Source organism: Actinomyces culturomici (assembly GCF_900499005.1).
GTDB classification, from domain to species: Bacteria; Actinomycetota; Actinomycetes; order Actinomycetales; family Actinomycetaceae; genus Pauljensenia; species Pauljensenia culturomici.
Genome location: NZ_LS991317.1, coordinates 209,111 through 232,280 on the forward strand (window position 1 = coordinate 209,111; position 23,170 = coordinate 232,280).

At 71.4% G+C, this 23,170-nt stretch carries 20 protein-coding genes and 1 riboswitch; of the genes, 6 read left to right on the top strand and 14 right to left on the bottom strand.

The window, feature by feature from the left end; translation table 11 throughout:
* Positions 1-18: 18 nt before the first annotated feature.
* From DY157_RS07975 to DY157_RS07985, 3 genes are all read right to left on the bottom strand, one after another.
* On the bottom strand, positions 19-2,250 hold the full coding sequence (locus DY157_RS07975) for an NADP-dependent isocitrate dehydrogenase (RefSeq protein WP_115728121.1): 2,232 nt from the start codon (positions 2,248-2,250) through the stop codon (positions 19-21).
* Positions 2,251-2,365: 115 nt separating this feature from the next.
* Positions 2,366-3,247, bottom strand: a complete 882-nt coding sequence (locus DY157_RS07980) for a glycosyltransferase (RefSeq protein WP_115728122.1) — start codon at positions 3,245-3,247, stop codon at positions 2,366-2,368.
* 61 nt (positions 3,248-3,308) lie between these two features.
* Positions 3,309-4,190: a DUF5926 family protein gene (locus tag DY157_RS07985; protein WP_115728123.1), complete on the bottom strand. Its 882-nt coding sequence runs from the start codon at positions 4,188-4,190 to the stop codon at positions 3,309-3,311.
* A gap of 115 nt (positions 4,191-4,305) precedes the next feature.
* Here DY157_RS07985 and DY157_RS07990 point away from each other — a divergent pair, with 115 nt between their 5' ends.
* Positions 4,306-4,656 carry a DUF488 domain-containing protein gene (locus tag DY157_RS07990; RefSeq protein WP_115728124.1) on the top strand — a complete coding sequence of 117 codons (351 nt, stop codon included), beginning with the start codon at positions 4,306-4,308 and terminating at the stop codon, positions 4,654-4,656.
* A 105-nt stretch (positions 4,657-4,761) separates the two neighbouring features.
* On the opposite strand, the gene DY157_RS07995 is transcribed toward DY157_RS07990, so the two are convergent.
* The 7 genes from DY157_RS07995 to serS form a co-directional block, all read right to left on the bottom strand.
* The gene (locus DY157_RS07995; protein WP_160159488.1) at positions 4,762-5,514 is read right to left on the bottom strand and encodes a hypothetical protein; all 753 of its coding nucleotides are present in this window, start codon (positions 5,512-5,514) and stop codon (positions 4,762-4,764) included.
* 41 nt (positions 5,515-5,555) lie between these two features.
* On the bottom strand, positions 5,556-6,086 hold the full coding sequence (locus DY157_RS08000; protein WP_115728126.1) for a hypothetical protein: 531 nt from the start codon (positions 6,084-6,086) through the stop codon (positions 5,556-5,558).
* Entirely contained in the window at positions 6,086-6,679 is a 594-nt protein-coding gene (locus DY157_RS08005) for a hypothetical protein (RefSeq protein WP_160159489.1), read from the bottom strand. The genes DY157_RS08000 and DY157_RS08005 overlap by 1 nt, the downstream gene beginning before the upstream one ends.
* An 87-nt stretch (positions 6,680-6,766) precedes the next feature.
* The gene (locus tag DY157_RS08010) at positions 6,767-7,003 is read right to left on the bottom strand and encodes a hypothetical protein (RefSeq protein ID WP_160159490.1); all 237 of its coding nucleotides are present in this window, start codon (positions 7,001-7,003) and stop codon (positions 6,767-6,769) included.
* A 286-nt stretch (positions 7,004-7,289) separates the two neighbouring features.
* Complete coding sequence (locus DY157_RS08015; protein WP_115728129.1) at positions 7,290-8,882, bottom strand: xylulokinase; 1,593 nt, start codon at positions 8,880-8,882, stop codon at positions 7,290-7,292.
* A 130-nt stretch (positions 8,883-9,012) separates the two neighbouring features.
* The gene (locus tag DY157_RS08020) at positions 9,013-9,951 is read right to left on the bottom strand and encodes an HAD family hydrolase (RefSeq protein ID WP_235827132.1); all 939 of its coding nucleotides are present in this window, start codon (positions 9,949-9,951) and stop codon (positions 9,013-9,015) included.
* Positions 9,948-11,222, bottom strand: coding sequence for a serine--tRNA ligase (gene serS / locus DY157_RS08025; RefSeq protein WP_115728130.1), 1,275 nt, complete (start codon positions 11,220-11,222; stop codon positions 9,948-9,950). The genes DY157_RS08020 and serS overlap by 4 nt, the downstream gene beginning before the upstream one ends.
* Positions 11,223-11,656: 434 nt before the next feature.
* Between serS and DY157_RS08035 the strand changes: the two genes are divergently transcribed.
* From DY157_RS08035 to DY157_RS08050, 4 genes are all read left to right on the top strand, one after another.
* Positions 11,657-12,037, top strand: a complete 381-nt coding sequence (locus tag DY157_RS08035) for a hypothetical protein (RefSeq protein WP_115728132.1) — start codon at positions 11,657-11,659, stop codon at positions 12,035-12,037.
* Between the two features lie 82 nt (positions 12,038-12,119).
* Positions 12,120-13,427, top strand: coding sequence for a diacylglycerol/lipid kinase family protein (locus DY157_RS08040; RefSeq protein ID WP_115728133.1), 1,308 nt, complete (start codon positions 12,120-12,122; stop codon positions 13,425-13,427).
* A gap of 1,894 nt (positions 13,428-15,321) precedes the next feature.
* Complete coding sequence (locus DY157_RS12035) at positions 15,322-16,215, top strand: lysylphosphatidylglycerol synthase transmembrane domain-containing protein (RefSeq protein WP_456236504.1); 894 nt, start codon at positions 15,322-15,324, stop codon at positions 16,213-16,215.
* A gap of 140 nt (positions 16,216-16,355) precedes the next feature.
* Positions 16,356-17,441: a Gfo/Idh/MocA family protein gene (locus tag DY157_RS08050; protein ID WP_115728135.1), complete on the top strand. Its 1,086-nt coding sequence runs from the start codon at positions 16,356-16,358 to the stop codon at positions 17,439-17,441.
* A 216-nt stretch (positions 17,442-17,657) separates the two neighbouring features.
* Here DY157_RS08050 and DY157_RS08055 read toward each other — a convergent pair whose 3' ends face one another.
* Positions 17,658-18,527: a class I SAM-dependent methyltransferase gene (locus DY157_RS08055; RefSeq protein ID WP_174232144.1), complete on the bottom strand. Its 870-nt coding sequence runs from the start codon at positions 18,525-18,527 to the stop codon at positions 17,658-17,660.
* Between the two features lie 56 nt (positions 18,528-18,583).
* On the opposite strand from DY157_RS08055, the gene DY157_RS08060 reads away from it, so the two are divergent.
* Positions 18,584-18,979, top strand: a complete 396-nt coding sequence (locus tag DY157_RS08060; RefSeq protein WP_235827174.1) for a VOC family protein — start codon at positions 18,584-18,586, stop codon at positions 18,977-18,979.
* A gap of 213 nt (positions 18,980-19,192) precedes the next feature.
* Here DY157_RS08060 and DY157_RS08065 read toward each other — a convergent pair whose 3' ends face one another.
* The 3 genes from DY157_RS08065 to DY157_RS08075 are packed head-to-tail and all read right to left on the bottom strand — an operon-like array spanning position 19,193 to position 22,936.
* Positions 19,193-19,822: a nucleoside/nucleotide kinase family protein gene (locus tag DY157_RS08065; protein ID WP_218938072.1), complete on the bottom strand. Its 630-nt coding sequence runs from the start codon at positions 19,820-19,822 to the stop codon at positions 19,193-19,195.
* Positions 19,819-22,338 carry an ATP-binding cassette domain-containing protein gene (locus DY157_RS08070; protein WP_115728137.1) on the bottom strand — a complete coding sequence of 840 codons (2,520 nt, stop codon included), beginning with the start codon at positions 22,336-22,338 and terminating at the stop codon, positions 19,819-19,821. The genes DY157_RS08065 and DY157_RS08070 overlap by 4 nt, the downstream gene beginning before the upstream one ends.
* Positions 22,331-22,936, bottom strand: coding sequence for an ECF transporter S component (locus DY157_RS08075; protein WP_115728138.1), 606 nt, complete (start codon positions 22,934-22,936; stop codon positions 22,331-22,333). The genes DY157_RS08070 and DY157_RS08075 overlap by 8 nt, the downstream gene beginning before the upstream one ends.
* Before the next feature lie 33 nt (positions 22,937-22,969).
* Positions 22,970-23,079, bottom strand: a riboswitch (TPP riboswitch).
* Positions 23,080-23,170 lie beyond the last annotated feature (91 nt).

Sequence of the window (23,170 nt, forward strand, 5' to 3'; positions counted from 1 at the left end):
CCGTTGCTCATCGGCGCGTCAGAGCGCGTCGATGATCGCGTTGAAGGTCGCGCTCGGGCGCATGACGGCATCGGTCGCCTCGTCGTCCGGGCGGTAGTAGCCGCCGATCTCGACGGAGCGCCCCTGGACGGCGACGAGCTCGGCCTGGATCGCCTCGTTCGCGGCCTCGAGTTTCTCAGCGACCGGCGCGAACGCCGCCGCGAGCTCCGGGTCGGCGCTCTGCGCGGCGAGCTCCTTCGCCCAGTAGAGGGCGAGCCACGCGTGCGAGCCGCGGTTGTCGATGCCGCCGAGGCGGCGAGCCGGAGAGCGGTCCTCCTCGAGGAGCGTCGTCGTCGCGGCGTCGAGCGCGTCGGCGAGCACGGTCGCCTTCTGGTTCCCGCTCGACTCGGCGACGTGGCGGAGGGCCTCGGCGAGCGCGAGGAACTCTCCGAGGGAGTCCCAGCGCAGGTAGTTCTCCTCGAGGAGCTGGCGGACGTGCTTGGGCGCGGAGCCGCCGGCGCCCGTCTCGTAGAGGCCGCCGCCGTTCATCAGCGGGACGACGGAGAGCATCTTCGCGCTCGTCCCGACCTCGAGGATCGGGAAGAGATCGGTGTTGTAGTCGCGCAGGACATTGCCGGTGACGGAGATCGTGTCCTCGCCGCGGCGGGCGCGCTCGAGCGACAGCCTCGTCGCGGCGACCGGGTCGAGGATCCGGATGTCGAGGCCCTCGGCGTCCTCATCGCCGAGGTACGTCTCGACGAGGCCCTTGAGCACCGTGTCGTGGGAGCGCTCCGGGTCGAGCCAGAAGACGGCGGGGGCGCCGGTCGCGCGGGCGCGGACGACGGCGAGGTGCACCCAGTCGCGCACGGGCGCGTCCTGCGTCTGGCAGGCGCGCCAGATGTCGCCGGGGGCGACCTCGTGGGAGAGGAGCACCGTCCCCGGCTCGGCGCCCGCGCCGGAGACGACCTCGACCTCGACGGTTCCAGCGCGGTCGATGAGGAAGGTCTTGTCGTGGCTGCCGTACTCCTCGGCCTTGCGGGCCATGAGGCCGACGTTGGGGACCGTGCCCATCGTCGTCGGATCGAGGGCGCCGTTCGCCTTGCAGTCCTCGATGACCGCCTCGTAGACGCCGGCGTAGGACGAGTCGGGGATGACGGCGAGGGTGTCGCGTTTCGCGCCCGTCGCGTCCCACAGCTTGCCGCCATTGCGGATCATCGCGGGCATCGAGGCGTCGATGATGACGTCGCTCGGCACGTGGAGGTTCGTGATCCCGCGGTCCGAGTCGACCATGGAGATCGCGGGCCCCTCGGCGAGGTCCGCGTCGATGGCGGCGCGGACCTCGGCGCCCAAGGGCAGGTCCTCCAGTCCTGTGAGGATCGCGCCGAGGCCGTCGTCGGCGCGCAGGCCCGCGGCCGCGAGGACGTCGCCGTAGGTCGCGAAGGTCGAAGGCAGGGCGGCGCGGACGGCGTGGCCGAAGATGATCGGGTCGGAGACCTTCATCATCGTCGCCTTGAGGTGGACGGACAGGAGGACGTCGTCCTCCTTCGCCGCGCGCACCTGCTCGGCGAGGAACGCGTCGAGCGCTGCGGCGGACATCGCGGTCGCGTCGACGACCTCTCCGGCGGTCACCGGCAGGGACTCGCGCAGGACGACGGGCTCGGACCCGTCGGCCGGGACGAGTCGGATCCGCAGGACGCCCGCCTCGGGGACGAGGACCGAGCGCTCGTTGTGCCGGAAGTCGCCGGCGCCCATCGTCGCGACGCGCGTCCTCGAGTCGGGCGACCACGCGCCCATCGAATGCGGGTGGGAGCGGGCGTAGGCCTTGACGGCGAGCGGCGCGCGCCGATCCGAATTGCCCTCGCGCAGGACCGGGTTGACGGCGCTCCCCTTGACGGCGTCGTACTTCGCGCGGGCCTCTCGCTCGGCGTCGGTCGAGGGCGCGTCCGGGTACTCGGGGACGTCGAAGCCCGCCGCCCGAAGCTCGGCGATGGCCGCCTTGAGCTGCGGCAGGGACGCGGAGATGTTCGGCAGTTTGATGATCGTCGCCGAGGGCGAGGCGGTGAGCGCGCCGAGCCGGGCGAGATCGTCCTCGGCGAATCCGAAGGCCGCGAGGATGCGCCCCGCGAGCGAGATGTCGGCGGTGCCGATCGAGACCCCGGCGGGCTTCGCGAAGGCCTCGACGATCGGGAGGAGGGAGTGGGTCGCCAGCATCGGCGCCTCGTCCGTCCACGTGTAGATGACATCGGTGGTGAGGCCGCTGGCGTCGCTCATGCGCGTCTCCTTCGACAGGTCCGGGGGTCGCGGTCAGCCTACCTGTGGCCCAGATCGCCCGCGCGGGCGGGAAGCCGCATGAGACGGGCCCTCCAAGAAGGGCCGGGCGGCCCGATCAGTCGGCGGAGGGCGACGATCCGTCCGGGTTCTCCGCCCCGCCCTCGTCCGCGAGGGCGGCGGCCTCGGCGATCCTCTCGCGGGCGGGCCGCGGGTAGGGGATCCCGATGCCCTGGTGGCCGGTCGCGTGGATGCGCTTCTCGGCGGGAATGCGGACGCGGTGGAAGGTCTTGCGCGCCGAGGCGATCGCCGCCTCCGTGAAGCGCGCCGAGCGGTTGAAGTCGCCGAGCGTCCGATCGGCGCCGGTGCGCTCGAAGTGGCAGGGGATCTCGACGATCGAGAGGCCCGCGACGAGGATGTCGATCGTCGAGGCGACCTCGAGCCCGTAGCCGTTCATGAAGGGCATCGCCGCCTGGACGGCCTCGCGGGTCGCGCAGCGAACGGGCGCGAGCGGCGAGGTCGGCTCCCAGCCGGTCGCCCTCCGGATGACGTGACGGGCGAGGGCCTTCGCCCGCGAATGCGCGATGCGCGCGTCGGACACGGCCGGGACGGCGCAGGCGACGTCGGCCTCGCCGGTCATCACCGCTTCGACGAGGGCGGTCGCCTCGACCGCGGACTCGCCGAGGTCGGCGTTGAGGATGAGGAGGAGGCGCGGCGGCCAGTCGGCCCGATCGCGCATCGCCGCGACCTTGACGCCCGTCTCGATCGCCGAAGCGCGGCCGCGCTCGACGGAGTGGCGGACGACGACGGCGCCTGCGGCGCGGGCCGAGGCGCCGGTGTTGTCGTCGGACCCGTCGTCGACGACGATCAACAGGTCGACCCCCGGGATCGCCCGGCACGCCCGCACGGTCGAGGCGACGTCGTGCCCGACGTTGTGGGCGGGGATGATGGCCGCCACGCGCTGCGGGGCGGATCGGTCGGCGCTGCCCGGAAGATTCACCCTTCAAGTTTACCGAGCGACCCGGCTCCGGCCCGTGAGGACGAGCCGGAGCCGGCGGCGTTCAGCGAATCGTCACCTGTCGCGAGACCATGCCCTGGCGGGCGCGGCGCTCCTCGGCAGACAAGGGCTCGGTCGACTCCAGCGCCGACTCGAGCGCGGCCGCGAAGGCGGCCGCGTCCTTCGCGACGTCGTCCGCGGTCTCGCCCTCGGCGAGCTCGAAGACGGGGATCGCGATGCCGCACGCGCGGAAGGCGCCGACGAAGCGGGAGCCCTCCGTGAGGCGAGCCTTCCCGGCGACGGCGAGGCGGGCGAGGCCGTTGAACAGGGCCGATTCCTCGACGCCGAGGACGTAGCGGACGAAGTTCCGGTTCATCTCGCACCAGAACATCCCCTCCACGCCCGGGACGGCGACGGTCGGGATGATCTCCTCGCGGTTCTCCTCGAGGGCGTGGAGCGTGTGCTCGTCGAACTCCTCGCGCGGGTCGAGCCAGAAGCGGAAGTCCTCGACGATCTCGAGCTCGCCGAAGCCCTCGGGGTCGAGGACGTCCTGGAGGCGCTCGGAGGGCTCGCGCACGTCGATGTCGACGATGCCGTCCTCGCCGGCCTCCTTCTTCGCGATGGCGGCGAGCACCGCGGCGCCCGCGTCGTGCGAGAGGTCCGCGGAGTTGAAGCGCGTCTGCGCGGCGACGAGGATCCGGCCGTCGGCGCGGACCATCGCCGGGTGCCCGTCGGGCAGGAGCGTGACGAGGTCGAACTCGACGGCACCGTGCGCGGCGTCGGTGCGAGCGGTCATGACGGCGGCGGGGAGGATCTCGCGCATGGCGACGAGCTCGACCTCGCGGGCCAGCCCCTCGAAGGGGCGGGCGACGAACGGAATCGGTGCGCGGAAGGCCGGGATCGCGGCGGGATTCGCGACCTTCTTGCGGCGGCTTGCTTTACCCATGGGCGCCATCGTAGCGGCCCGGCGCGCCATCGGATTCCGGGCGACGAGGCCGACCCCGGCGCTCCGGGACCCGGCGAACGGGTCGGTCGGCGGGCGGGCGCGTAGAGTCCGGGGCATGGGCATTCGACTCAAGCGCGTCTACGAGGACCCCTCCCCGGAGGACGGGCGCCGCGTCCTCGTCGATCGTCTGTGGCCGAGGGGCGTGAAGAAGGACGCCCTCGTCCTCGACGAATGGGCGAAGGAGGTGGCGCCGAGCCCCCGGCTGCGCACGGCGTGGCACTCCGCCGGGATCGACGACGCGGCCTTCCGCGCCGAGTACGCGGCCGAACTCGACGGGAATCCCGAGGTCGCGCGCCTCGCCGACTTCGCCCGAGAGGGAACGCTCACCCTGCTCTTCGCCGCCCGCGACGTCCAGCGGACTCATGCGCGGATCCTCGCCGACGCGATCGAGGCGGAGCTGCGATAGGAGATGTTCACTCCGGGGTGTTTCGCGCGCCTGCGGGTCTGGGCCTGTCGGCGAGTGGCTCTCGGGTGAGCGGCGCCCTGCCGTTCCCGGACGGCCGGCGCGGGGTTATTCGCAATCGGGGCGGGGCGGGAGCACGTCGGCGGGGTCGGTGGGATCCAGGCGCATGTACGTGGTGGGGCTCGCGATCATCCGATCCGGGCTGGCGAAAGTCAAGGTCAGATTGACCGTGCGACCGGCCGGCAGGACCGCGTACACGATGTTCGATCTGGTCCAGTCCAACGACGCGAACACAGCGACAAGGCCTTTGGGCAGGGGGAAAAGACGAGTCTGGCCATTCCAGATCCGCCCGACCGGGACGTTGTTCACCGTGATGACCACGGACCGCAGAGCCGAGTTGCACCACAACCAGGGACGGTGAACACGCAGCACGTTCGGGCTCACCAGCTCGGGCGTGACCCTCACTCCCACACCCTCTGGACTGGGATGGGAGTCGACGTGAATCATGTCGACTCCTTCCACATCCGCCTGGACCCGGGCACGACCCTGCGCGCGCCTGGCCGCGTAATACTCCGGATACGCCCACGCCGGCAACTGCACATCGAAAATCCAGACGACCAACCCGGCAAATGTCGCCACCACGGCCGTCAAGCTCATCAACCCGAAGAACACCACACCGGGAATCGTCGCAAAATAGCCCGTCGGCTCGATGAGCATGCAAATGATCACGCAGGTGACGCCGAGGGCTCCAAGGGGGAAGAGCCCGGAAATCACTCCCCGACCGAAAGCACCGCCAATCGCGTTAGCGGCGCGCCCGATCTCAGTGTCGGTGAACATCGCCACCGCCCACAAGAACCACATGCCCGCATTGAAGGCGATCGCTTGAAGGAGTTCTGTACTCGTCACGAGCCCGCGTCCCCCTTACCGAGGAGCGGATGAATGATGAACGAGTCAGCAGCATCGGCCCCCGCTCCGCCGAGTCTCCTCAACACCTCACCACCCTGTTCCCCGCCCTCGACGAACCCCGCGCCGATGGCGGCCGGGCCGCCCCGAACACTCAGGATCGCCCCGCCCAGAGAACCAACCGTCTCGCCGACCGACTCGAGGCCGCCTTCGAGGAGCCCATGAGTAGCGGCCCGGGCCACCCGCTCCCCACCGGTCAAGGACGGGTCGATCGAATCATCACGCACCTGCTCATACCCGTTGTCCACCACAGACCACCCCGTGAGAATCCCCCCGACGACGCCTGCGCCCTTGAGAAGCCCCCGACCCGCCTGCAACGCCCGCCCTGCCAGAGAGGTCTCACCCGCAACGGCGACCCAGTTCGAATAATGCGTCTTCGCAACCGCATCCCGCAGCCGCGCCGACCACCGGCCCACCGTCGTCGACTCGCCAGCGACGCGCGCCGCATGAACGCCGTCCACGAAATCCATCAGCTTTTGCGGCGACTCCCCCGAAGAATCATCGCCTCAAGCTTCGCCTTACGCGCTGCCGAATCCGGAGACACGAATCCCACCCCGGGAAGCTCCGCCGTCGCCCACGCCGCCGACACCCCCGCACTCCTCGCCGCGACGACACCCTTCTGCCACTCCTCCGCCGCCTTCACAGCCTCTGTCGGCAACACGTGCGCATCCTTGCACGCCTCAACGAATTGCGCATGCGCCGCCGCCTCAACATCACGAAGACCGGCCACCACCCTCATCAACCGCGTAAACGCCAACCGCTTCACCGCATACTCCGGATCCGACCCGAGCGGAGGACGCACGCACCCATCGACAACAGACAACCCCCGCTGATCAGCATCCATCAACACCGCATACAGCCCCGACTCGACCACACCCAGATCCTCACCCAACACCTCCAAACCCACGATCAACACCGCCAACCGCGCACACTCCGACTCGACCGCCGACAGCTGCACGTCCACCGACTCGCGAATCGCCGTCATCGTCCGCCCGCATCCCACCTCCGCGAACGACGAACGCACCACGCTCAAACACTCCCGCGCATCCACGAGCTTGCCCAACTCCGACCCCAAGGACACGGCAGCGGCCACCGGCACCCCCGAGGCCACTCGCACGCGGCAATCCACGCCCCCGTTCACCGCACGCCCCTACGCATCGAACGCCGCCATCTCCGACACGAAACCTGAACGAATCTGCTCCTCAAGCTCTTCAAAAGAATTCGCCGCCTCGGCCATCGACGTCGACAACTGCTCAAGCGACCGCGCCGTCTCCCGCACCCCGGACGACGCCGAATCAACAACCGTTTGAGCAGGCGTCGTCGACGAGCCCAAGTCAGGCAGATCGTCAAACCACACGCGCGCCATGCTCATGTACGCCTCACCCACCACACCACTGCACTCCCGAAGAAGCTCAGTCCACACACGCACGACCCCCACACCCATCCCCACTCCTTCCAGCGACTCACCGATACTATGACCCGCGTGTAACACAGCCCACCCCACTACACGAGCTGTGGACTCGCCCTCCGCATCCCCGCAGCCAGAGCCCGACACCGACGCCGCCAGTCGGACAGTGCCGACACCCCCACTGGCGGGTCGAGAATCGATGGAGCACCGAATACATGAGAAGCGGCGCCGGACCCCGAAGGGTCCGGCGCCGCTAAGGGCTCGATCAGGAGTTGTCGGCCGCCGCCTGGACCGCCGGGAGCGCCGTGCGGTAGCGCTCGAGGAAGCGGTCGTAGGCCTCGTGGTCGGCCGGGTCGGAGTCGATGACGCTCGCCTCGGCGCCGGCGAAGACCTTCCCGTCGAGGTAGGCGGGGAGCGTTTCGCCCTCGTCCTTCGCGACCGCGTACTGCGCGAGGACCGCGATGCCCCAGGCGCCGCCCTCGCCGGCGGTGGCGCCGACGGAGACGGAGATGCCGAGCGCATCGGCGAGGATCTTCTGCGCGACGCCCGGCGTCTTGAAGAGGCCGCCGTGGGCGAAGAGCTTGTCGAGGGCGACGCCCTCGGCGCCGAGGATGTCGAGGCCGATGCGGACGGCAGCGAAGATGCTCATGAGTTGGACGCGCACGGCGTTCGCGAGCGTGAAGACCGCGTCGGGCGTGTGCGTGAAGAGCGGGCGCCCGCCGTCGAGGCCGATGATCGGCTCGCCGGACAGGGTGTTGTAGGCGAGGAGGCCGCCGCCGTCGGCGTCGCCCTCGAGCGCGTGGTAGTAGAGGAGGTCGTAGACCTCGGGCACGGAGATCTCGTGGCCCGCGAGCTTCGCGAACTCGACGAACATCGCGACCCACGCGTCGATCTCGGAGGCGCCGTTGTTCGAGTGGACCATCGCGACGGGCGAGCCGTCGGGGGTCGTCACCATGTCGACCTCGGTGTGGAGGCGCTCGAGCGCCTTCTCGAGGACGACCATGAGGAACACGGAGGTGCCGCAGGAGATGTTGCCGGTGCGCTGGGCGACGGAGTTCGTGGCGACCATGCCGGTTCCGGCGTCGCCCTCGGGCGGGCAGAAGGGGACGCCCGGCTTCAGGGTGCCGGTCGGGTCGAGGAGGAGCGCGCCGGCCTCGGTGAGGGCGCCGGCCTCGGCGCCCGCGGGGAGGACCTCGGGGAGGAGGTCGATGAGCGACCACGGGAGGCTGCGCTCGGCGACGAGGGCGTCGTAGGCGGCGATCTTCGCGGCGTCGTAGGTGCCGGTCGTCGAATCGATGGGGAACATGCCCGAGGCGTCGCCGACGCCGAGGACGCGGCGGCCGGTGAGCTGCTCGTGAACCCAGCCGGCGAGGGTGTTGATCGAGGCGATCGAGGGGACGTGGGTCTCCTCGTCGATGACGGCCTGGTGGAGGTGGGCGATCGACCAGCGGAGCGGGATGTTGAAGTCGAAGGCGCCGATGAGCTCCTCGGCGGCGCGGCCGGTGTTGGTGTTGCGCCAGGTGCGGAAGGGGGTGAGCTGCTCGCCGTTCGCGTCGAAGGCGAGGTGGCCGTGCATCATCGCGGAGACGCCGAGCGCGCCGTAGGTCGTCGGAACGACGCCGTACTGCTCCTTCACCTTCGCGACGAGGGAGGCGTAGGCGTCCTGGAGGCCCTCCCGGACGGAGGCGAGCGAGTACGACCACAGGCCGTCGACGAGCTGGTTCTCCCAGGAGTGGCCGCCGGAGGCGAGGACCTCGTGGTCGGGTCCGATGAGGACCGCCTTGATGCGGGTGGATCCGAACTCGATGCCGAGCGCCGTGCGCCCGCTCTCGATGAGTTCCTTGCCTGACGCGGACATGCGCCCTCCTTGTGTCGTCGTTGACCGTCGGGGGAATTCTGCCACTGTGAACGCTCACCCCGCTACCCCGTCAGCAATCGAGCGTGGGTTCTCGACGGGAGGAATCGAGGGCGCGAGGCCCTCCGCGGCTTCAGCGCCGCGGCACCCCGCAGTGATCGAGCAGCGCGCGGATGACGGCCGCCGCCCCGTCGTTCTCCACCGCTCCGGTGACGTGGTCGCCCTCGGCCTTGATGTCGGCGGAGGCGCCGCCCATGACGACCCCGAAGTTCGCCCAGCGGATCATCGGCAGATCGTTCGTCCCGTCGCCGATCGCGACCGTGCCCGCGCGCGGGACGCCGAGCTCCTCGGCGAGGGACTCGAGCCCCATCGCCTTCGTGACGCCGAGTGGGAGGACGTCCGCCCAGCTCGTCCACCCGACCGAGCACTCCCATCCCGCGGGCACGCCGATCCGCACGAGCTCGGCGTCGAAGTCGTCGCGGTCCATCTCGGGCGCGCGGATGACGAGCTTGATCGTGTCGACGCCGCGCAGGTCCTCGAGCGGCGCGACCCGGTGCTCCTCGATGAGCTCGCCCGCGGGGAAGTCCCCGGAGAGGAGGAAGCAGCCGGGCACCTCGAGTCCGACGAGCACGCCGGGGATCTCGGCGACGACGAGGTCGATGAGCTCGGTCGGGTCGAAGGTGATGATCTCCGAGGACGCGGCCTCCCCGTTCGATCCGCCGGCGAAGTGGACGCGGATCGCCCCGTTCGAGCAGACCGCCCACCCGTTCGGGTCGCCGAGCTGATCGAGGACGGGGGCGGTCGCCTCGAGCGAGCGCCCGGTCGCGATGACCGCGTGGAGTCCCGCGTCGGCGGCGTCGCGGATCGCCTCTCGGACGCGCACCGACGCCCCGGTCGGCAGGAGGACCGTCCCGTCGAGGTCGATCCCGACGAGGATCCGGCTCGGATCGGTCGGCATGTCCGCGGGCAGGGCGGCGCGCGCCGCGGCGACGAGAGTCTCGAACGGGATCGGCGCCTCCCCCGAGGGGGGAGGCGAGACGAGGTTGCGGATCGGGGCGTCGGGCTCGGTCACTTGACGGGTTCGAGGACCTCGAGGCCGCCGAGGTAGGGGCGCAGCGCCTCGGGCACGCGCACCGAGCCGTCGGCCATCTGGTGGTTCTCGAGGATCGCGACGATCCAGCGGGTCGTCGCGAGCGTTCCGTTGAGGGTCGCGACCGGGTACATCCCGTCCTCGCGGCGCTCGCGGATCCCGAGGCGGCGGGCCTGGAAGGTCGTGCAGTTCGAGGTCGAGGTGACCTCCATGAACCGGTTCTGGGTCGGCAGCCAGGCCTCGCAGTCGAACTTGCGAGCGGCGGAGGTGCCGAGGTCGCCGGCGGCCGTGTCGATGACGCGGTAGGGGAGCTCGACCTTGCGGATCATCTCCTCCTCCCAGGCGAGGAAGCGGGCGTGCTCGGCCTCGGCGTCCTCGGGGCGGCAGTAGGAGAACATCTCCGCCTTGTTGAACTGGTGGACGCGGATGATGCCGCGGGTGTCCTTGCCCGCCGAGCCCGCCTCTCGGCGGTAGCAGGTCGACCATCCGAGGTAGCGCTTCGGGCCGGCCCCGAGGTCGAGGATCTCGTCGGCGTGGTAGCCGGCGAGGGCGACCTCGGACGTGCCCGTGAGGTAGAGGTCGTCGGCGGGGAGGTAGTAGATCTCGTCGGAGTGCTCGTTGAGGAACCCGGTGCCGCCCATGACGGCCGGGGTGACGAGCGTCGGGGTCATCATCGGGGTGAAGCCCGCGGCGACGGCCTGGTCGAGCGCCATCGTCATGAGGGCGAGCTCGAGGCGAGCCCCGATGCCCTTGAGGTAGTAGAAGCGGGTTCCGGAGACCTTCGCGCCGCGCTTCATGTCGATCGCGTCGAGGCCCTCGCCGATGGCGAGGTGGTCGGCGGGCTCGAAGCCCTCGGCCGCGAAGTCGCGGACCGCGGGGCCCTCGTGGCGCAGGACCACGTAGTCCTCCTCGCCGCCGGTCGGGACGCCCTCGAGGACGAGGTTGGGAAGAAGGCGGGCGAGGCGGTCGGCCTCGGCGTCGGCCTCGTTCGCGCGCGCCTCGGCGGCCTTCACCTGCTCGGCGAGCTCCTTCGCCTTGGCGAGGATGGCCGGGCGGTCCTCCTTCGAGGCCTTGCCCACGGACTTCGAGACCTCCTTCTGGGAGGCGCGGAGCGCCTCGAACTCCTGGAGGGAGGTGCGGCGCTGGGCGTCGGCCTCGATGATGCGGTCGACGAGCTCGACGTCGCCGCCGCGAGCGCGCTGTGAGGCGCGGGCGGGCTCGGGATTGTCACGGAGTGCGCGGACATCAATCATGCGCTCATCCTAGGTCAGCGCGCGGCGCTCACGAGGACGGGGTCGGCGGGTGGTGCGAGAGGGGATCATCCACAGCTCGTCCGCGCCTCGCGTCCCGTCCACAGACGAGGGTGGACGCGCTGGGCGGACCTCGACGCCGGCCCTAGCGTCGACCGAGCCGGCGCGGAGTCGCTTCCCTTGCCACTCCCTTAAGGCAATAGGCATTGTTTCCAGGCACTAGGGGGGTAGACTTTCGTGAGGCGACGCGAACTCATCCGAATATTGAAGCGGATCGCGGGGGAAGTCCGCCTCGACCTCGTCCTCGCCGAAGGGGGCAGCCACACGAAGGCCCGTATCGGGCCGTGGATGACGACGATCCCGCGACATCGCGAAGTGGACGAGTCGCTCGCGCGGAGCATCATCAGGAACTGCCGGTCGACGCTGCAGGAGGAATCATGACGACGCGGATCAACGCCAAGGTCGAGCGCGGCCAGCGATGGTGGATCGCGTTCTTCGACGTCGATGGCCACCAATGCGGCACCCAGGCGAAGCGGATCGATCAACTCGAACCGATGATCCTCGACGCCGCGTCCCTCATGGCGGGACGGCCCGTATCGGACTTCACCGTCGACATCACGGTCGCGGACGCGAAGTACGTCGGCCTCGTGGACGAGTACAAGGCGCGCGCCCGTGCCGCCGCCGAGGCCGAGGAAGCCGTGGCCCGCGCATCGCGGGAGGCCGTCAGCACGATGCGACGTGACGGACTGCCGATGCGCGACATCGCGACCCTCATGGGGATCTCGCCGCAGCGGGTGTCTCAGCTGGCGCGAACGTGACGTCCGTAGGAGCGATGAACCCGGCGCCGGCATCCTCCCAGGCACCCGGCGACCGGGCGCGCCCGCCGATAGGCTGGAGCGCATGACGTTCTGGATGTGGGTGTGGCTCGCGGTCGTCGTCCTCGTCGCGATCGGAGTCCGCTGGTTCTCCCGGTACCTCCTCGCCCGCGACGCCCGCCTCGCGCTGAGGCGCGACGCGATGCTCGATCCCGCCCACGCCGACGACCCCGAGCGCGGGAGGCCGCGCCCGTGGGTGATCCTCAATCCCTCGAAGCTCTCCGACCCCTCCGCCTTCCGCACCGAGGTCGATCGCGCCGCCGCCCGGCTCGGCGTCTCCCACGTCCACTGGCTGCTCACCACCGTCGAGGACCCGGGAACCGGGCAGGCGATCGAGGCCCTCGCGAAGGGCGCCTCGATCGTGATCGCCGCGGGCGGCGACGGGACCGTGCGGGCCGTCGCCGCGGGCCTCGCCGGATCCGGCGTGCGCATGGGCGTCATCCCCGTGGGCACGGGCAACCTCCTCGCGCGCAACCTCGCCCTCCCGATCGACGACGTGCCGGCCGCCGTGCGCGTCGCCCTCGGACCGGATCACCGTCTCGTCGACTGCGGGTGGCTGCGCGTCGACGCCGTCGACGAGGCCTCGGGGCTCCCCGCCGAGGGGATGCTCGTCCGCCAGGCCCGCACCGCCGCGCGCGTCGCTCACGGCGCGGAGCCGCCGGTTCCGGCCTCGATCCCCGCGACCGACGAGTACGCCTTCGTCGTCATCGCCGGCCTCGGCTTCGACGGGGAGACGATGGCGCAGACGGACTCGGACCTCAAGAAGCGGATCGGGTGGGTCGCCTACGTCGTCGCCGCGCTCGGGGCGATCGCGAAGGAGGGGACGCGCCTGCGGCTGCTTCTGCGCAACCCGAAGCCCGCGGACGATCCGGTCGGCGATGCTCCGCGCTCCGATGAAGAGTCGCGGGTCGTCTCCGAGTCCGCGACGCTCGAGGGCCTCTCGCTCCCCCATGAGCCGGAGACGGAGGTGACGTGGGTGCCCTCGCGGACGATCATGTTCGCGAATTGCGGGGAGCTCCCGTACATCACGCTCGCACCGGGCGCGCGCCTCGACGACGGGCTCCTCGACGTCATCGCCGTCGACACGGGAGCGGGACTTCTCGGTTGGGCGGACCTCTCGTGGAAGATCCTCGCGCAGGGGGTCGGCGTGCGGACCTTCAACCTCCCCGCCTCGACGGGCACGATCCGCTTCCGCCAGGCCGAGGGCGCCTCGGTGTCGGCGCAGACCCCGCAGGTCGTCCAGGTGGACGGCGACGCGATCGGGACCGCGAGGATCGTTCACGCCCGCGTCGACCGCGGCGCGCTCGACATCGCCGTGCCGCCGGTCGACTAGGAACGAGGCCGAGGCGAGGCCCCTACTCGTACTCCCCCACCGCCGAGAGCATCACCTTCGAGCGCCGAAAGCATGGCGGTTTCAGGTGGTGAGTGCAACGCCTTGAGTGTGTGGGGTGGTTGCTGTGGGTTTTCGTTGTTCTGAGGCGGTTCGCCGCCAGGTGTTGGATCTGCTGATTGAGGGTGTGCCGGTTAGGCANCCGCGGGGAGGAGGGACGCCGCCCACAGCGCCCCCCAGCCGACGAGCGCGGCGCCGATCGCGGTGCCGACCGCCTGGAGGATCGCGCTGCGACGACGATCGCGATCGGGGCGACGAGGACGACGGTCCCCTCGACGAGCGTGATCGGCAGGAGGAGGACCTCATCGACCTCGTCGCCTCGCTCCTCGCGATCGGTGCGACCTGGGCGATCGGCGTGTTCGCGAACGCCACCACCCAGGGCGTCACCGAGGACGTGCTCCGCTTCCGCTTCATCCGCGAGGTCCTCCTCCTGCCGATCACGCTCGTCGAGGGGACCGTCGTCCTCGTCGCCCCGATCGCGATCGTCGTCGCCCTCGCGCTGCGACGCCGCCTCACCGCGATCCTCCAGGCGGTCGGCACCGCGATCGTCGCCGCGCTCGTCGGCTGGGGGGCGCTGTGGGCGGCGTCCCTCCTCCCCGAGGACGTCACCGCGCCGCTGCGCGTCGCGAAGGCCGTCGCCCTCCAGGGGAACACGACGTCGACCGCGATCGGCCTCAACATCGTCGTCATCACCCTGTGCGCGCTCTTCACCGCCGCCGGCGAGGCGCAGAACATGAAGACCGTCCGCTGGTCGTGGATCGGCCTGTGGACGATCGTGTTCCTCGGGGTCATGCGCTCCTCGATGACCCTGCCGGGCGCGTTCATCTCCGTGTTCATCGGGCGGCTCGTCGGCTCGGGCGCCCGGTGGATCTTCGGCTTCGAGGACCGGCGGGCGTCCGGCTCCGACATCGTCGAGGCGCTCCTCGACATCGGCGTCGTCCCCACGCGGATCGTCCGCACCGACCTCGACACCTCCTCGGACCCGCTCTCCTCCTGGTCGATCGCGGAGGATGCCAAGGGCCGCATCCGGCCCGTCGACCGCGACCTCGAACCGGTCGACTACACGGTGACGCGGCGCGCCGACCCCGACGGGAACCGCCACTACCAGGCCGCCGCCGAGGACGGACGCCTCCTCGAGGTCGTCGTCCTCGACCCCGGGCGGGAGATCGTCGGCACCCTCGTCGACGTGTGGAACAACGTCCGCCTGCGCGGCATCAGTCGGTGGATCTCCCTCTCCCTCAAGGCCGCCGCCGAGCGCGCGACCCTCGCCTCCCTGTCCGCCCGCGCAGCGGGCGTCCGCACGCCGGAGGTCGTCGGCATCGCCCAGGCCGGCGACTCCCTCATCGCCGTCTCCGAGGCCCTCCCGCCGACCACGCCCCTCCACGACCTGCCCGAGGAGGCGCTCGCCGACGACATGCTCGACGACGCCTGGGGCCAGCTCCTCGCCGCCCACGCCCACGGGATCAGCCACCGCGACCTCTCCTTCGACTCCGTCGTCGTCGACGAGGGCGGGGCCGTGTGGATCGTCGACTGGGAGCGGGGCGAGGTCGCCACCACCGAGCTCAACCGCCGCATCGACATCGCGCAGATGCTCGTCCACCAGGCGCTGTGCGCCGGACCCGAGCGCGCCCTCGCCTCCGCCCGGAGGATCGTCGACGAGCGCTCGCTCCGCTCGTGCGCCGCGGTCCTCCAGGGGGCGGTGCTCCCCGGCTCCCTTTCCCGGGCGACCCGCCGCACCGACCTCGTCGAGAATCTGCGCACCCGCGTCCTCGGCGTCGAGGAGGGCGAGGACGTCGAGCTCACCGACCTCCAGCGCTTCCAACCCCGCACGATCGCGATGGTCGCAGTGCTCTTCGTCGCCCTCGTCGTCGTTCTCGGCTCGCTGAACTTCGAGGAGATCACCGCCGCCGTCACGAGCGCCAACCCCTGGTGGATGGCGGCCGCCGTCGGCCTCGGGTGCCTCACCTGGGTCGGCGGCGCGATCCCGCTCCTCGCGCTCAGCCCCGTCCGCATCCGCTTCTGGGACGCCGTCCTCGCCCAGGTCGCCGCCTCCCTCGCGACGATCGTCGCGCCCGCCGGCGTCGGCCCCGCCGTCGTCAACCTCCGCCTGCTGAGGAAGAAGAAGGTGAGCACCGTCGTCGCCGCGACGACCGTCACGCTTCAGCAGCTCCTCCAGCTCGTCATCATGCTGTCCTTCCTGCTGCTCGTCATGGTGCTCTCGGGCAACTCCCTGTCCGTCCAGCTCCCCTACGGCACGATCCTCGGCGTCGCCGCCCTCGTCATCGCGGGCATCGGCATCGCGCTCTCGGTCCCGCGCTTCCGCAAGTGGGCGTGGTCGAAGATCGAGCCGACGTGGATGCAGGTCTACCCCCGACTCCTGTGGATCGCCGGCCAGCCGAGGCGCATGGCCGCGATCTTCGGCGGCAACGTCCTCATGAACATCGGGTTCGTCGGGGCGTTCTGGGCCGGACTCGTCGCGATGGGAGGGCGCCTCGACTTCCTCCCCCTCGCCCTCACCTATCTCGCGTCGAACTCCCTCGGCTCGGTGATCCCCTCGCCCGGCGGCATCGGCCCCGTCGAGGCCGCCCTCACCGCGGGCCTCCAGGTCGCGGGCGTCCCGCTCTCCATCGGCCTGCCGACCGCGGTCCTCTACCGGCTCGTCACCTTCTACGGGCGCATCCCCTTCGGCTGGCTCGCGATGAAGTGGATGGAGCGGAAGGACTTGCTCTAGGAAGCTCCACCCGCGAAGTCATGCGCTTTCGGGGGTGAGGACGTTGGGTGAGCCGGCCCGCGGCGCCCGCCGTCGGCGCGTGCCCCCCGCGAAGTCATGCACCCTGTTCGACTTCCTCCCACTGTGAAACAATCAGGGCCATGACAACGCAGTCGAACCCCCACGCGGCCCTCGCGCCGCTGCCCGAGCCCCTCGCCGAACTCGCGAAGGGCGTCGAACTCCTCGATCCGATGGAGGCGCCCGCGATCCGCTGGGGCATCCTCGGCGCAGGCTGGATCGGGAGCGTCTTCGCGCACGACGTCGCCGCCTACTCCTCCGGGACGATGGCGGGCGTCGCCGCCCGCGACCCCGAGCGGGCGAAGGCCTTCGCCGCCGATTTCGGCGTCGAGCGCGCCTACGCCTCCTACGAGGACCTCGTCGCCGCCGACGACATCGACGCGGTGTACGTCGCGGCGATCCACCCCGCCCACGCCGAGCTCGCGACCCTCGCGCTCGAGGCGGGCAAGCCCGTCCTCGTCGAGAAGTGCTTCACGATGGACGCCGCCTCCGCGAAGGCGGTCCTCGACCTCGCCGCCGAGAAGAACCTCTTCTGCATGGAGGCGATGTGGACCCGCCACCTCCCCCACCAGAAGGTCCTCTCGCAGGTCGTCGCGAACGGGGGCCTCGGAGCGGTGTCGACGGTCCACGCCGACCACGGCCAGAAGCTCGAGCACGTCCGCCGCATGTGGGATCCGGAGCTCGGCGGAGGCGCCCTCATGGACCTCGGCATCTACTCGATGTCCTTCGTCCAGCAGGTCCTCCCCGAGGCGGAGCTCGTCGGCGCGACCGCGAACCTCACCGACCTCGGCGTCGACGTCCAGTCGGCGGCGCTTCTCAGGACCCCGATCGCGGTCGCGACGGCGTCCTCGAACTTCAACGGCCGCTCCGCCACTTACGGCGAGGTCGTCTTCGAGCGCGGCGCCCTCGAAATGGCCGAGCAGTTCTACCGCCCGACGACCCTGCGCCTGCGGACCTTCGGCGAGGGGAAGCCGGAGAACGGTGAGACCGTCGAATGGGACGGCACGGTGCCCGGCGGCTTCCAGTACCAGGCCGCGGAGGTCGCCCGCCGCCTCGCCGCCGGCGACCTCCAGTCCGAGACGATGACCTGGGCGGATACGCTCCGCGTCATGGAGCTCCTCGACGGCGTCCGCGCCGCCACCGGCATCGTCTACCCCTGGGAGCGCTGAGCGCTTCTCCGGTGCAGTCGGCTCTTCATCGACGAGGGCGGGGCAGCGGGTCCATTCGGGCCGGTCGCCCCGCCCTCGTTCACGAAATCCGGCATCCCTCCCGCCCCTCTTCATCGAGAGCATCACCTTCGCGCGCCGAAAGCATCACCTTGCTCCATCGAGGGGATGCGGGCGCTCGGCCTCGCCGCCCAGGGCGCATGACCTCACGGGGAGGAGCTACGCGCCGAGGACGCGCGCCGTCCACACGAGCGTCGAATACGGGATCGCGATCGGCTCGCCGGGCGCGAATCCGAGATGCTCGTAGAGGTACCACCGCAGATTCGCCTGCATGCGCTCCCGCCCGGCCCCGTCCTGGCGCAGGTACGACGACCGCGTCGTCCCGAGCCGGAGGACCTCCTCCGGCGTCATCGCGTCCTCCCAGGTCACGAGGTCGAGGCGCGGCGCCTGGAAGAGGGGCCCGAAGGCCGGCGGATTCTCGGGGCGGTGGACGTCGCCCGAGCGCATGATCCGGGTGAGTCGATGAACCCACGGGAGCGAGACGTCCATCTGGTTCCACACGGCGGCCAGCACCCCGCCCGGCGCGAGGACGCGCGCGGCCTCGCCGGCCGCGCGCTCGGGGTCGACCCAGTGCCAGGACTGGGCGAAGACGACGAGGTCGAGGGAGGCGCTCTCGAGCCCGGTCGCCTCGGCGCTGCCGTCGTGGAGGCGGATCCGAGCGGCGGGGCTCGCCATCGGCGCCGGGGCGTCCCCCTCCCGATGCTCTCGAGGAGCGTCGCCCGAGTCGGCCGAGAGCTCTGAGTCCTCCCCTCTTCGATTCCCAGCCCCGGCCTCGTGCCCGAGACGAAGGGCGGCCCGCATCTGGGAGCGCATCGCCGCCGAGGGCTCGACGGCCTCGACCCGGCAGCCGCGCGCGGCGAGGAGGGCGCTCATCTTCCCGGTGCCCGAGCCGATGTCGGCGACGCGGGGCTCGGCCGGATGCGAGGGCAGAGCTGCGAGGAGCGCGTCGATCGCCTCCGCGGGGTAGGCGGGGCGGACCGCCGCGTACTCGGGCGCGGCGATGTCGAAGGGGTTCTCGGGGGCGCTCACCCGGCGATCCTACCGAGCGCGCGGCCCCGCCCCGGCGCGAGGATGGGCGCATAAAGATCGCCTCGCTCGACCACCTCGTCCTCACGGTCGCCGACCTCGACGCCTCGCTCGCCTTCTACGTCGACGTCCTCGGGATGCGCGAGGTCCGCTTCGGCGCGGATCCGAAGACAGGGGAGCCGCGCGTCGCCCTCGCCTTCGGCGATGAGAAGATCAACCTCCACGTCGAGGGCGCGGAGATCGCCCCGCACGCGGCGCGCCCAACGCCCGGGAGCGCCGACCTGTGCCTGCTCGTCGCGACGCCGATCGACGAGGTCGCGGCCGAGCTCGAGGTCGCGGGGATCCCGATCGAGCTCGGCCCGGTCGAGCGCACTGGCGCCCGCGGTCCGATCCTCTCGATCTACGTGCGCGACCCCGACGCCAACCTCGTCGAGCTCGCGAATCCGCTCCTCTGACGCCCCACCTCGCAAGAACGCACACAGTTTCGGCTCTTCCGGAGGGGTTCTCGCGCCGACTCCGAAAGAAAGACCAGGTCAGAGCCTTGCCCCGGAGAAGTTGGCGGAGAAACTGTGTGCGTTTCTGCGGGTGGACGGGCGAGCGGGGGTCGGAGCGGGGCGACTCAGCGACGATGGGGCCCGGACGGGCCGGGGTACTCAGCCCTGACCCGCTCACGTGAGGATCACCGCGTCGGCGAGGCCGCGCGGTCGATCGATCTCGAGCCTCGTGAGATCCTGAGCGGCCCAGCGCTCCCAGTGCGGGCGGTACGTGTCGCCGTCGCGGGAGAGCGCCCGTTCGCGCCGGGCCTCCTCTCCCCCGCGGGTCTCGACCCACAGGGCCGCGTCCGCGAGCGCACGTGCGGCCGGGAAGAGGACGCCGCAGCCCTCGAGGATCGTCGGGATCCCGGGCGCGACCTCGACCGGATCTCCGTACGTCGAGGTCTCCCAGTTCCAGGGCCGGTAGGTCCCCGGCCGTCCGGCGCGCAGGTCGGCGAGGAGCGCGAGCGTCACGGGCTGCGCTGCGGCGAGCCCGTCCCAGCCCGGGTACCAGAGGTCGGGCCCGAGGACGCGCCACGCGCCGCCGTTCTCGCGTGCATCGAGGACGGCGCCCCGACGAAGCGCAGCGGCGAGCGCCGCCGCCCGCGTCGACTTGCCCGAGCCGGAGAGCCCGTCGACGAGGACGATCGGCGTCGACCCGGCGGAATCGGCGAGGCGCTCCTCGAGGAGCACGAGGAGCGCGGCCGGAACCTCGCGCGGAGAGGCCCACTCGATCGTGGGAGCCGACTCGGACGAGGGGATCATCCGACGAGCTCGAAGCGCCCGGTCGCGATCGCCGACCCGAGCGCGATGACGGGCACGGCGAGGGCTGCAGCGAGCATGAGGAAGTCGGGCCATCCGACGCGCGACTCGCGCGCCCAAGTCCTCGGCCAGGGCGCCCCGAATCCGCGCGCCTCCATCGTGAGGGAGAGCTTCGCCGAACGGCGCAGCGCGAAGACGAGGAGGGCGAAGGACCCGCGAGCGGCGGAGACGACCTTGTGGGCGTCGCCGATGCCGCGGATCCGTCGGGCCTCTTCGAGCGCCTTCCAGTCCGCAGTCATGAGCCCGACCATCCGCGCGGCCGCCAAGGTCGCGAGGACGGGACGGGCGGGCAGGCGCAGCACCTGGGCGAGCCCATCGGCCATGTCGGTCGGGTCGATCCTCGAGAGGAGGACGATCGCCGGCATGCCGATCGCGAGGACCCGCAGGAGGATCGCGGCGGCGAGCACGCAGGAGCGCTCCGAGACGACGATCGGTCCGAAGGACCAGAAGATCGCGCCGCCCGGGTCGGCGTAGAGGAGCATCGAGAGCGCCGCGAGGGGCGCGGCGATGAAGAGGGGCGACATCCGCACGAGGAGGTCGCGCACGCGAATCCTCGAGGCGGCGACGAAGCCGAGCTCGAGGAGCAGGGCGATCGAGGGCGTCATCGCGTCGACGGAGGCGACGAGCGGAGTCGTCATGAGGATGAGGGCGAGGACGTGGGTCACGGGGTTGACCCGATCGAGGAGGGAGCGGATCGGGCGGGCGGCCGATGATGAGCCTTCGGACGCCGGTGAAGCGGAATTCGCCGGTGAAGCGCCGGGCGCCGACGGAGCCGCCGACGGCGAGGAATCCGTGTCACGAGCCTCTTCCGAAGCCGCGATCGCGTCCGCGCCGACGGGGGAGACGGAGGAGTCGGCGAGCTCCCCGGCAGAGCGCGGGTCCCCCGAATCGGAGGATTCGTCCGCCGCGGCGGACCCCAGCCTCCCGAGGTCGACGACGTTGTCCCCCATCGCCGCGACGTAGGCGGGGTCGTGGGAGATGGAGACGAGCGTCGTGCCGCGGGCGCGGGCGGCGCGCAGGAGCTCGACGAGGGCGAGCCACGTGCGCCGGTCCTGCCCGAAGGTCGGCTCGTCGAGGATGAGGAGCTCGGGCGCGCTGATGAGGGCGGTCGCGACGGAGAGGCGCCGCTTCTCGCCGCCGGAGAGCGACATAGGACTCGCCTCGGCGAGAGCCGTGAGGCCGAGCGCCTCGAGGTGGGAGTCGACGAGGGCCGCGAGCTCGGCGCCCTCGACGCCGGAGATGCGCGGGCCGATCTCGAGCTCCTCGCGGACGGTGCGCGCGACGAATTGGTACTCGGGCTCCTGGAAGACCATGGAGACGCGTCCGAGGAGGTCCTTCGACGACCAGTCGTGCGGGTCGGCGGACTCGCCGGGAAGGCCCGCGGCGGGCGCGGCCTCGATGCGGCCGGCCAGCTGCGGGAGGAGGCCCGCGAGCGTGAGCGCGAGGGTCGTCTTCCCGGTCCCGTTCGCGCCGATGAGGCAGGTGGACGCGCCGCGCGGCACGTCGAGGTCGATGCCCGTGCGGACCGGCCGCCCGGGCGCGTACCCGATCTCGAGGTCCCGGACGGAGAGGATCGACGAGGGCGGGGCGGCGGTCCCGGAGGGGGAGTCGGGAGACCCGGTCGCCGACCGCGCCGCCTCGGCCCCAGAATCGTCGAGTTCGGCGGCGACGTCGTCCCCGGGGAGCCAGATGCCGCGCTCGCGCAGGCGCGCGCCCTCGGACGCGAGGACCGCGTCGATGGGCCCGTCGGCGGCGATCCGGCCGTCGAGGACGATGATCACCCGGTCGACGAGGTCGGCCCACACGTCGACGCGGTGCTCGATGACGACGAGGGTCGCGCCGCTCGCCTCGAGGACGCGCTCGACGGCGTCGCGCACGCCCGCGACGCCGACGGGGTCGAGGTTCGCGGTCGGCTCGTCGAGGAGCAGGAGGCCCGGGCGCATCGCGAGGACGGAGGCGAGGGCGAGGCGCTGCTTCTGCCCGCCGGAGAGCCGGGAGGTCGACCTGGAGCGGGCGACCTCGAGTCCGACCGAGTCGAGGGAGGCGTCGACGCGCGGCCAGATCGCCTCGCGCGCCACCGCGAGGTTCTCGAGCCCGAAGGCGACGTCGTCGCCGACGCGGGCGAGGACGACCTGCGCCTCCGGATCCTGCATGACGAGGCCGATCCGGCCCCGTCGTTCCTCGGGCGCGGCGCCGTCGACGAGGAGGGAGCCCTGCGACTCGCCCTCGTCCTCGCCGCCGAGGAGGCCGGCGAGCCCGGACATGAGGGTCGACTTCCCCGAACCCGAGGGTCCGAGGACGAGGACGCGCTCGCCGGGCTCAATCCTCAGGTCGACACCGTCGAGCGCCCAGGCGAGCCGTCCGCCGTGCCGCCAGCCCCAGCCGCGGACGTCGACGGAGCAGGGGCCGATCGCCTCGCGCACGCGGGCGCCGGCCCCCTCGCCGAGGGTCTCAGACACGGGAGCGGACCTCGCGCCCCGCGGCGAAGCGGTCGAGCGCGCCGGTGCGCGCGAGGCCGCGCATGAGGACCCAGCCGAGGCCGCCGGCGAGGACGGCGCCGGAGATCACGCAGGTGACGAGGTAGACGGTGAGGAAGAGCGGGCCCTTCTCGATGTGGCCGTACATGTAGAGCTCGAGGACCCACTCGAAGGCGGCCGACAGGGCGCCGCCGAGGGCGATGATCATCGGCGAGAAACGACGGTAGAGGAGGATCGCGAGGACGATCTCGACGCCGAGGCCCTGGATGATCCCGGAGAAAAGGGCGGTGATGCCCCATTCGGAGCCGACCGCCGATTCGACGGAGGCGGCGATGACTTCGACGAGGATCGCGGCGCCGGGCTTGCGGATGACGAGCCCGCCAAGCGTGCCGCCGAGCAGCCAGCCGCCGAGGAGCAGACCGGAGAGGCCCGGGGTGAGGGCGTCGAGGACGCCGCCGGTGAGACCGTAGACCTGGTCCCACACGAGGAAGATGACGCCGACGGCGACGCCGAGGACGGCGGCGGTCACCATGTCGACGACGCGCCATCCGAGGCGCGGATTGGAAGCGGTGGTGCCCATGCTGGAGTTTCTCCTCTCGTTCGCAGCACGGTGCGCACGAGACGGCAGCCTCCCTACGCCGGTATGAGCCGGTTCAGGTTCGACGGTCGAGGGCCTGTGGCCCTCCTCTCAACCCGGTTCTCCGGGTTCCCGTGGCACTGGTGTCAGCCTAGCCGTAGGCGAACCGGCGGGCGAATCCTCCCGCGGATGCGCGAGGCGCCGTGCACGGATGCGCGCGGGGAGAAGGAATGCGGC

Coding starts and splice junctions, on each gene's coding strand:
- DY157_RS07975 (WP_115728121.1), bottom strand. CDS start 2,250: ATGAGCGACGCCAGCGGCCTCACCACCGATGTCATCTACACGTGGACG.
- DY157_RS07985 (WP_115728123.1), bottom strand. CDS start 4,190: ATGGGTAAAGCAAGCCGCCGCAAGAAGGTCGCGAATCCCGCCGCGATC.
- DY157_RS07990 (WP_115728124.1), top strand. CDS start 4,306: ATGGGCATTCGACTCAAGCGCGTCTACGAGGACCCCTCCCCGGAGGAC.
- DY157_RS07995 (WP_160159488.1), bottom strand. CDS start 5,514: ATGTGGTTCTTGTGGGCGGTGGCGATGTTCACCGACACTGAGATCGGG.
- DY157_RS08000 (WP_115728126.1), bottom strand. CDS start 6,086: ATGGATTTCGTGGACGGCGTTCATGCGGCGCGCGTCGCTGGCGAGTCG.
- DY157_RS08015 (WP_115728129.1), bottom strand. CDS start 8,882: ATGTCCGCGTCAGGCAAGGAACTCATCGAGAGCGGGCGCACGGCGCTC.
- serS (WP_115728130.1), bottom strand. CDS start 11,222: ATGATTGATGTCCGCGCACTCCGTGACAATCCCGAGCCCGCCCGCGCC.
- DY157_RS08035 (WP_115728132.1), top strand. CDS start 11,657: ATGACGACGCGGATCAACGCCAAGGTCGAGCGCGGCCAGCGATGGTGG.
- DY157_RS08040 (WP_115728133.1), top strand. CDS start 12,120: ATGACGTTCTGGATGTGGGTGTGGCTCGCGGTCGTCGTCCTCGTCGCG.
- DY157_RS12035 (WP_456236504.1), top strand. CDS start 15,322: ATGGTCGCAGTGCTCTTCGTCGCCCTCGTCGTCGTTCTCGGCTCGCTG.
- DY157_RS08050 (WP_115728135.1), top strand. CDS start 16,356: ATGACAACGCAGTCGAACCCCCACGCGGCCCTCGCGCCGCTGCCCGAG.
- DY157_RS08065 (WP_218938072.1), bottom strand. CDS start 19,822: ATGATCCCCTCGTCCGAGTCGGCTCCCACGATCGAGTGGGCCTCTCCG.
- DY157_RS08075 (WP_115728138.1), bottom strand. CDS start 22,936: ATGGGCACCACCGCTTCCAATCCGCGCCTCGGATGGCGCGTCGTCGAC.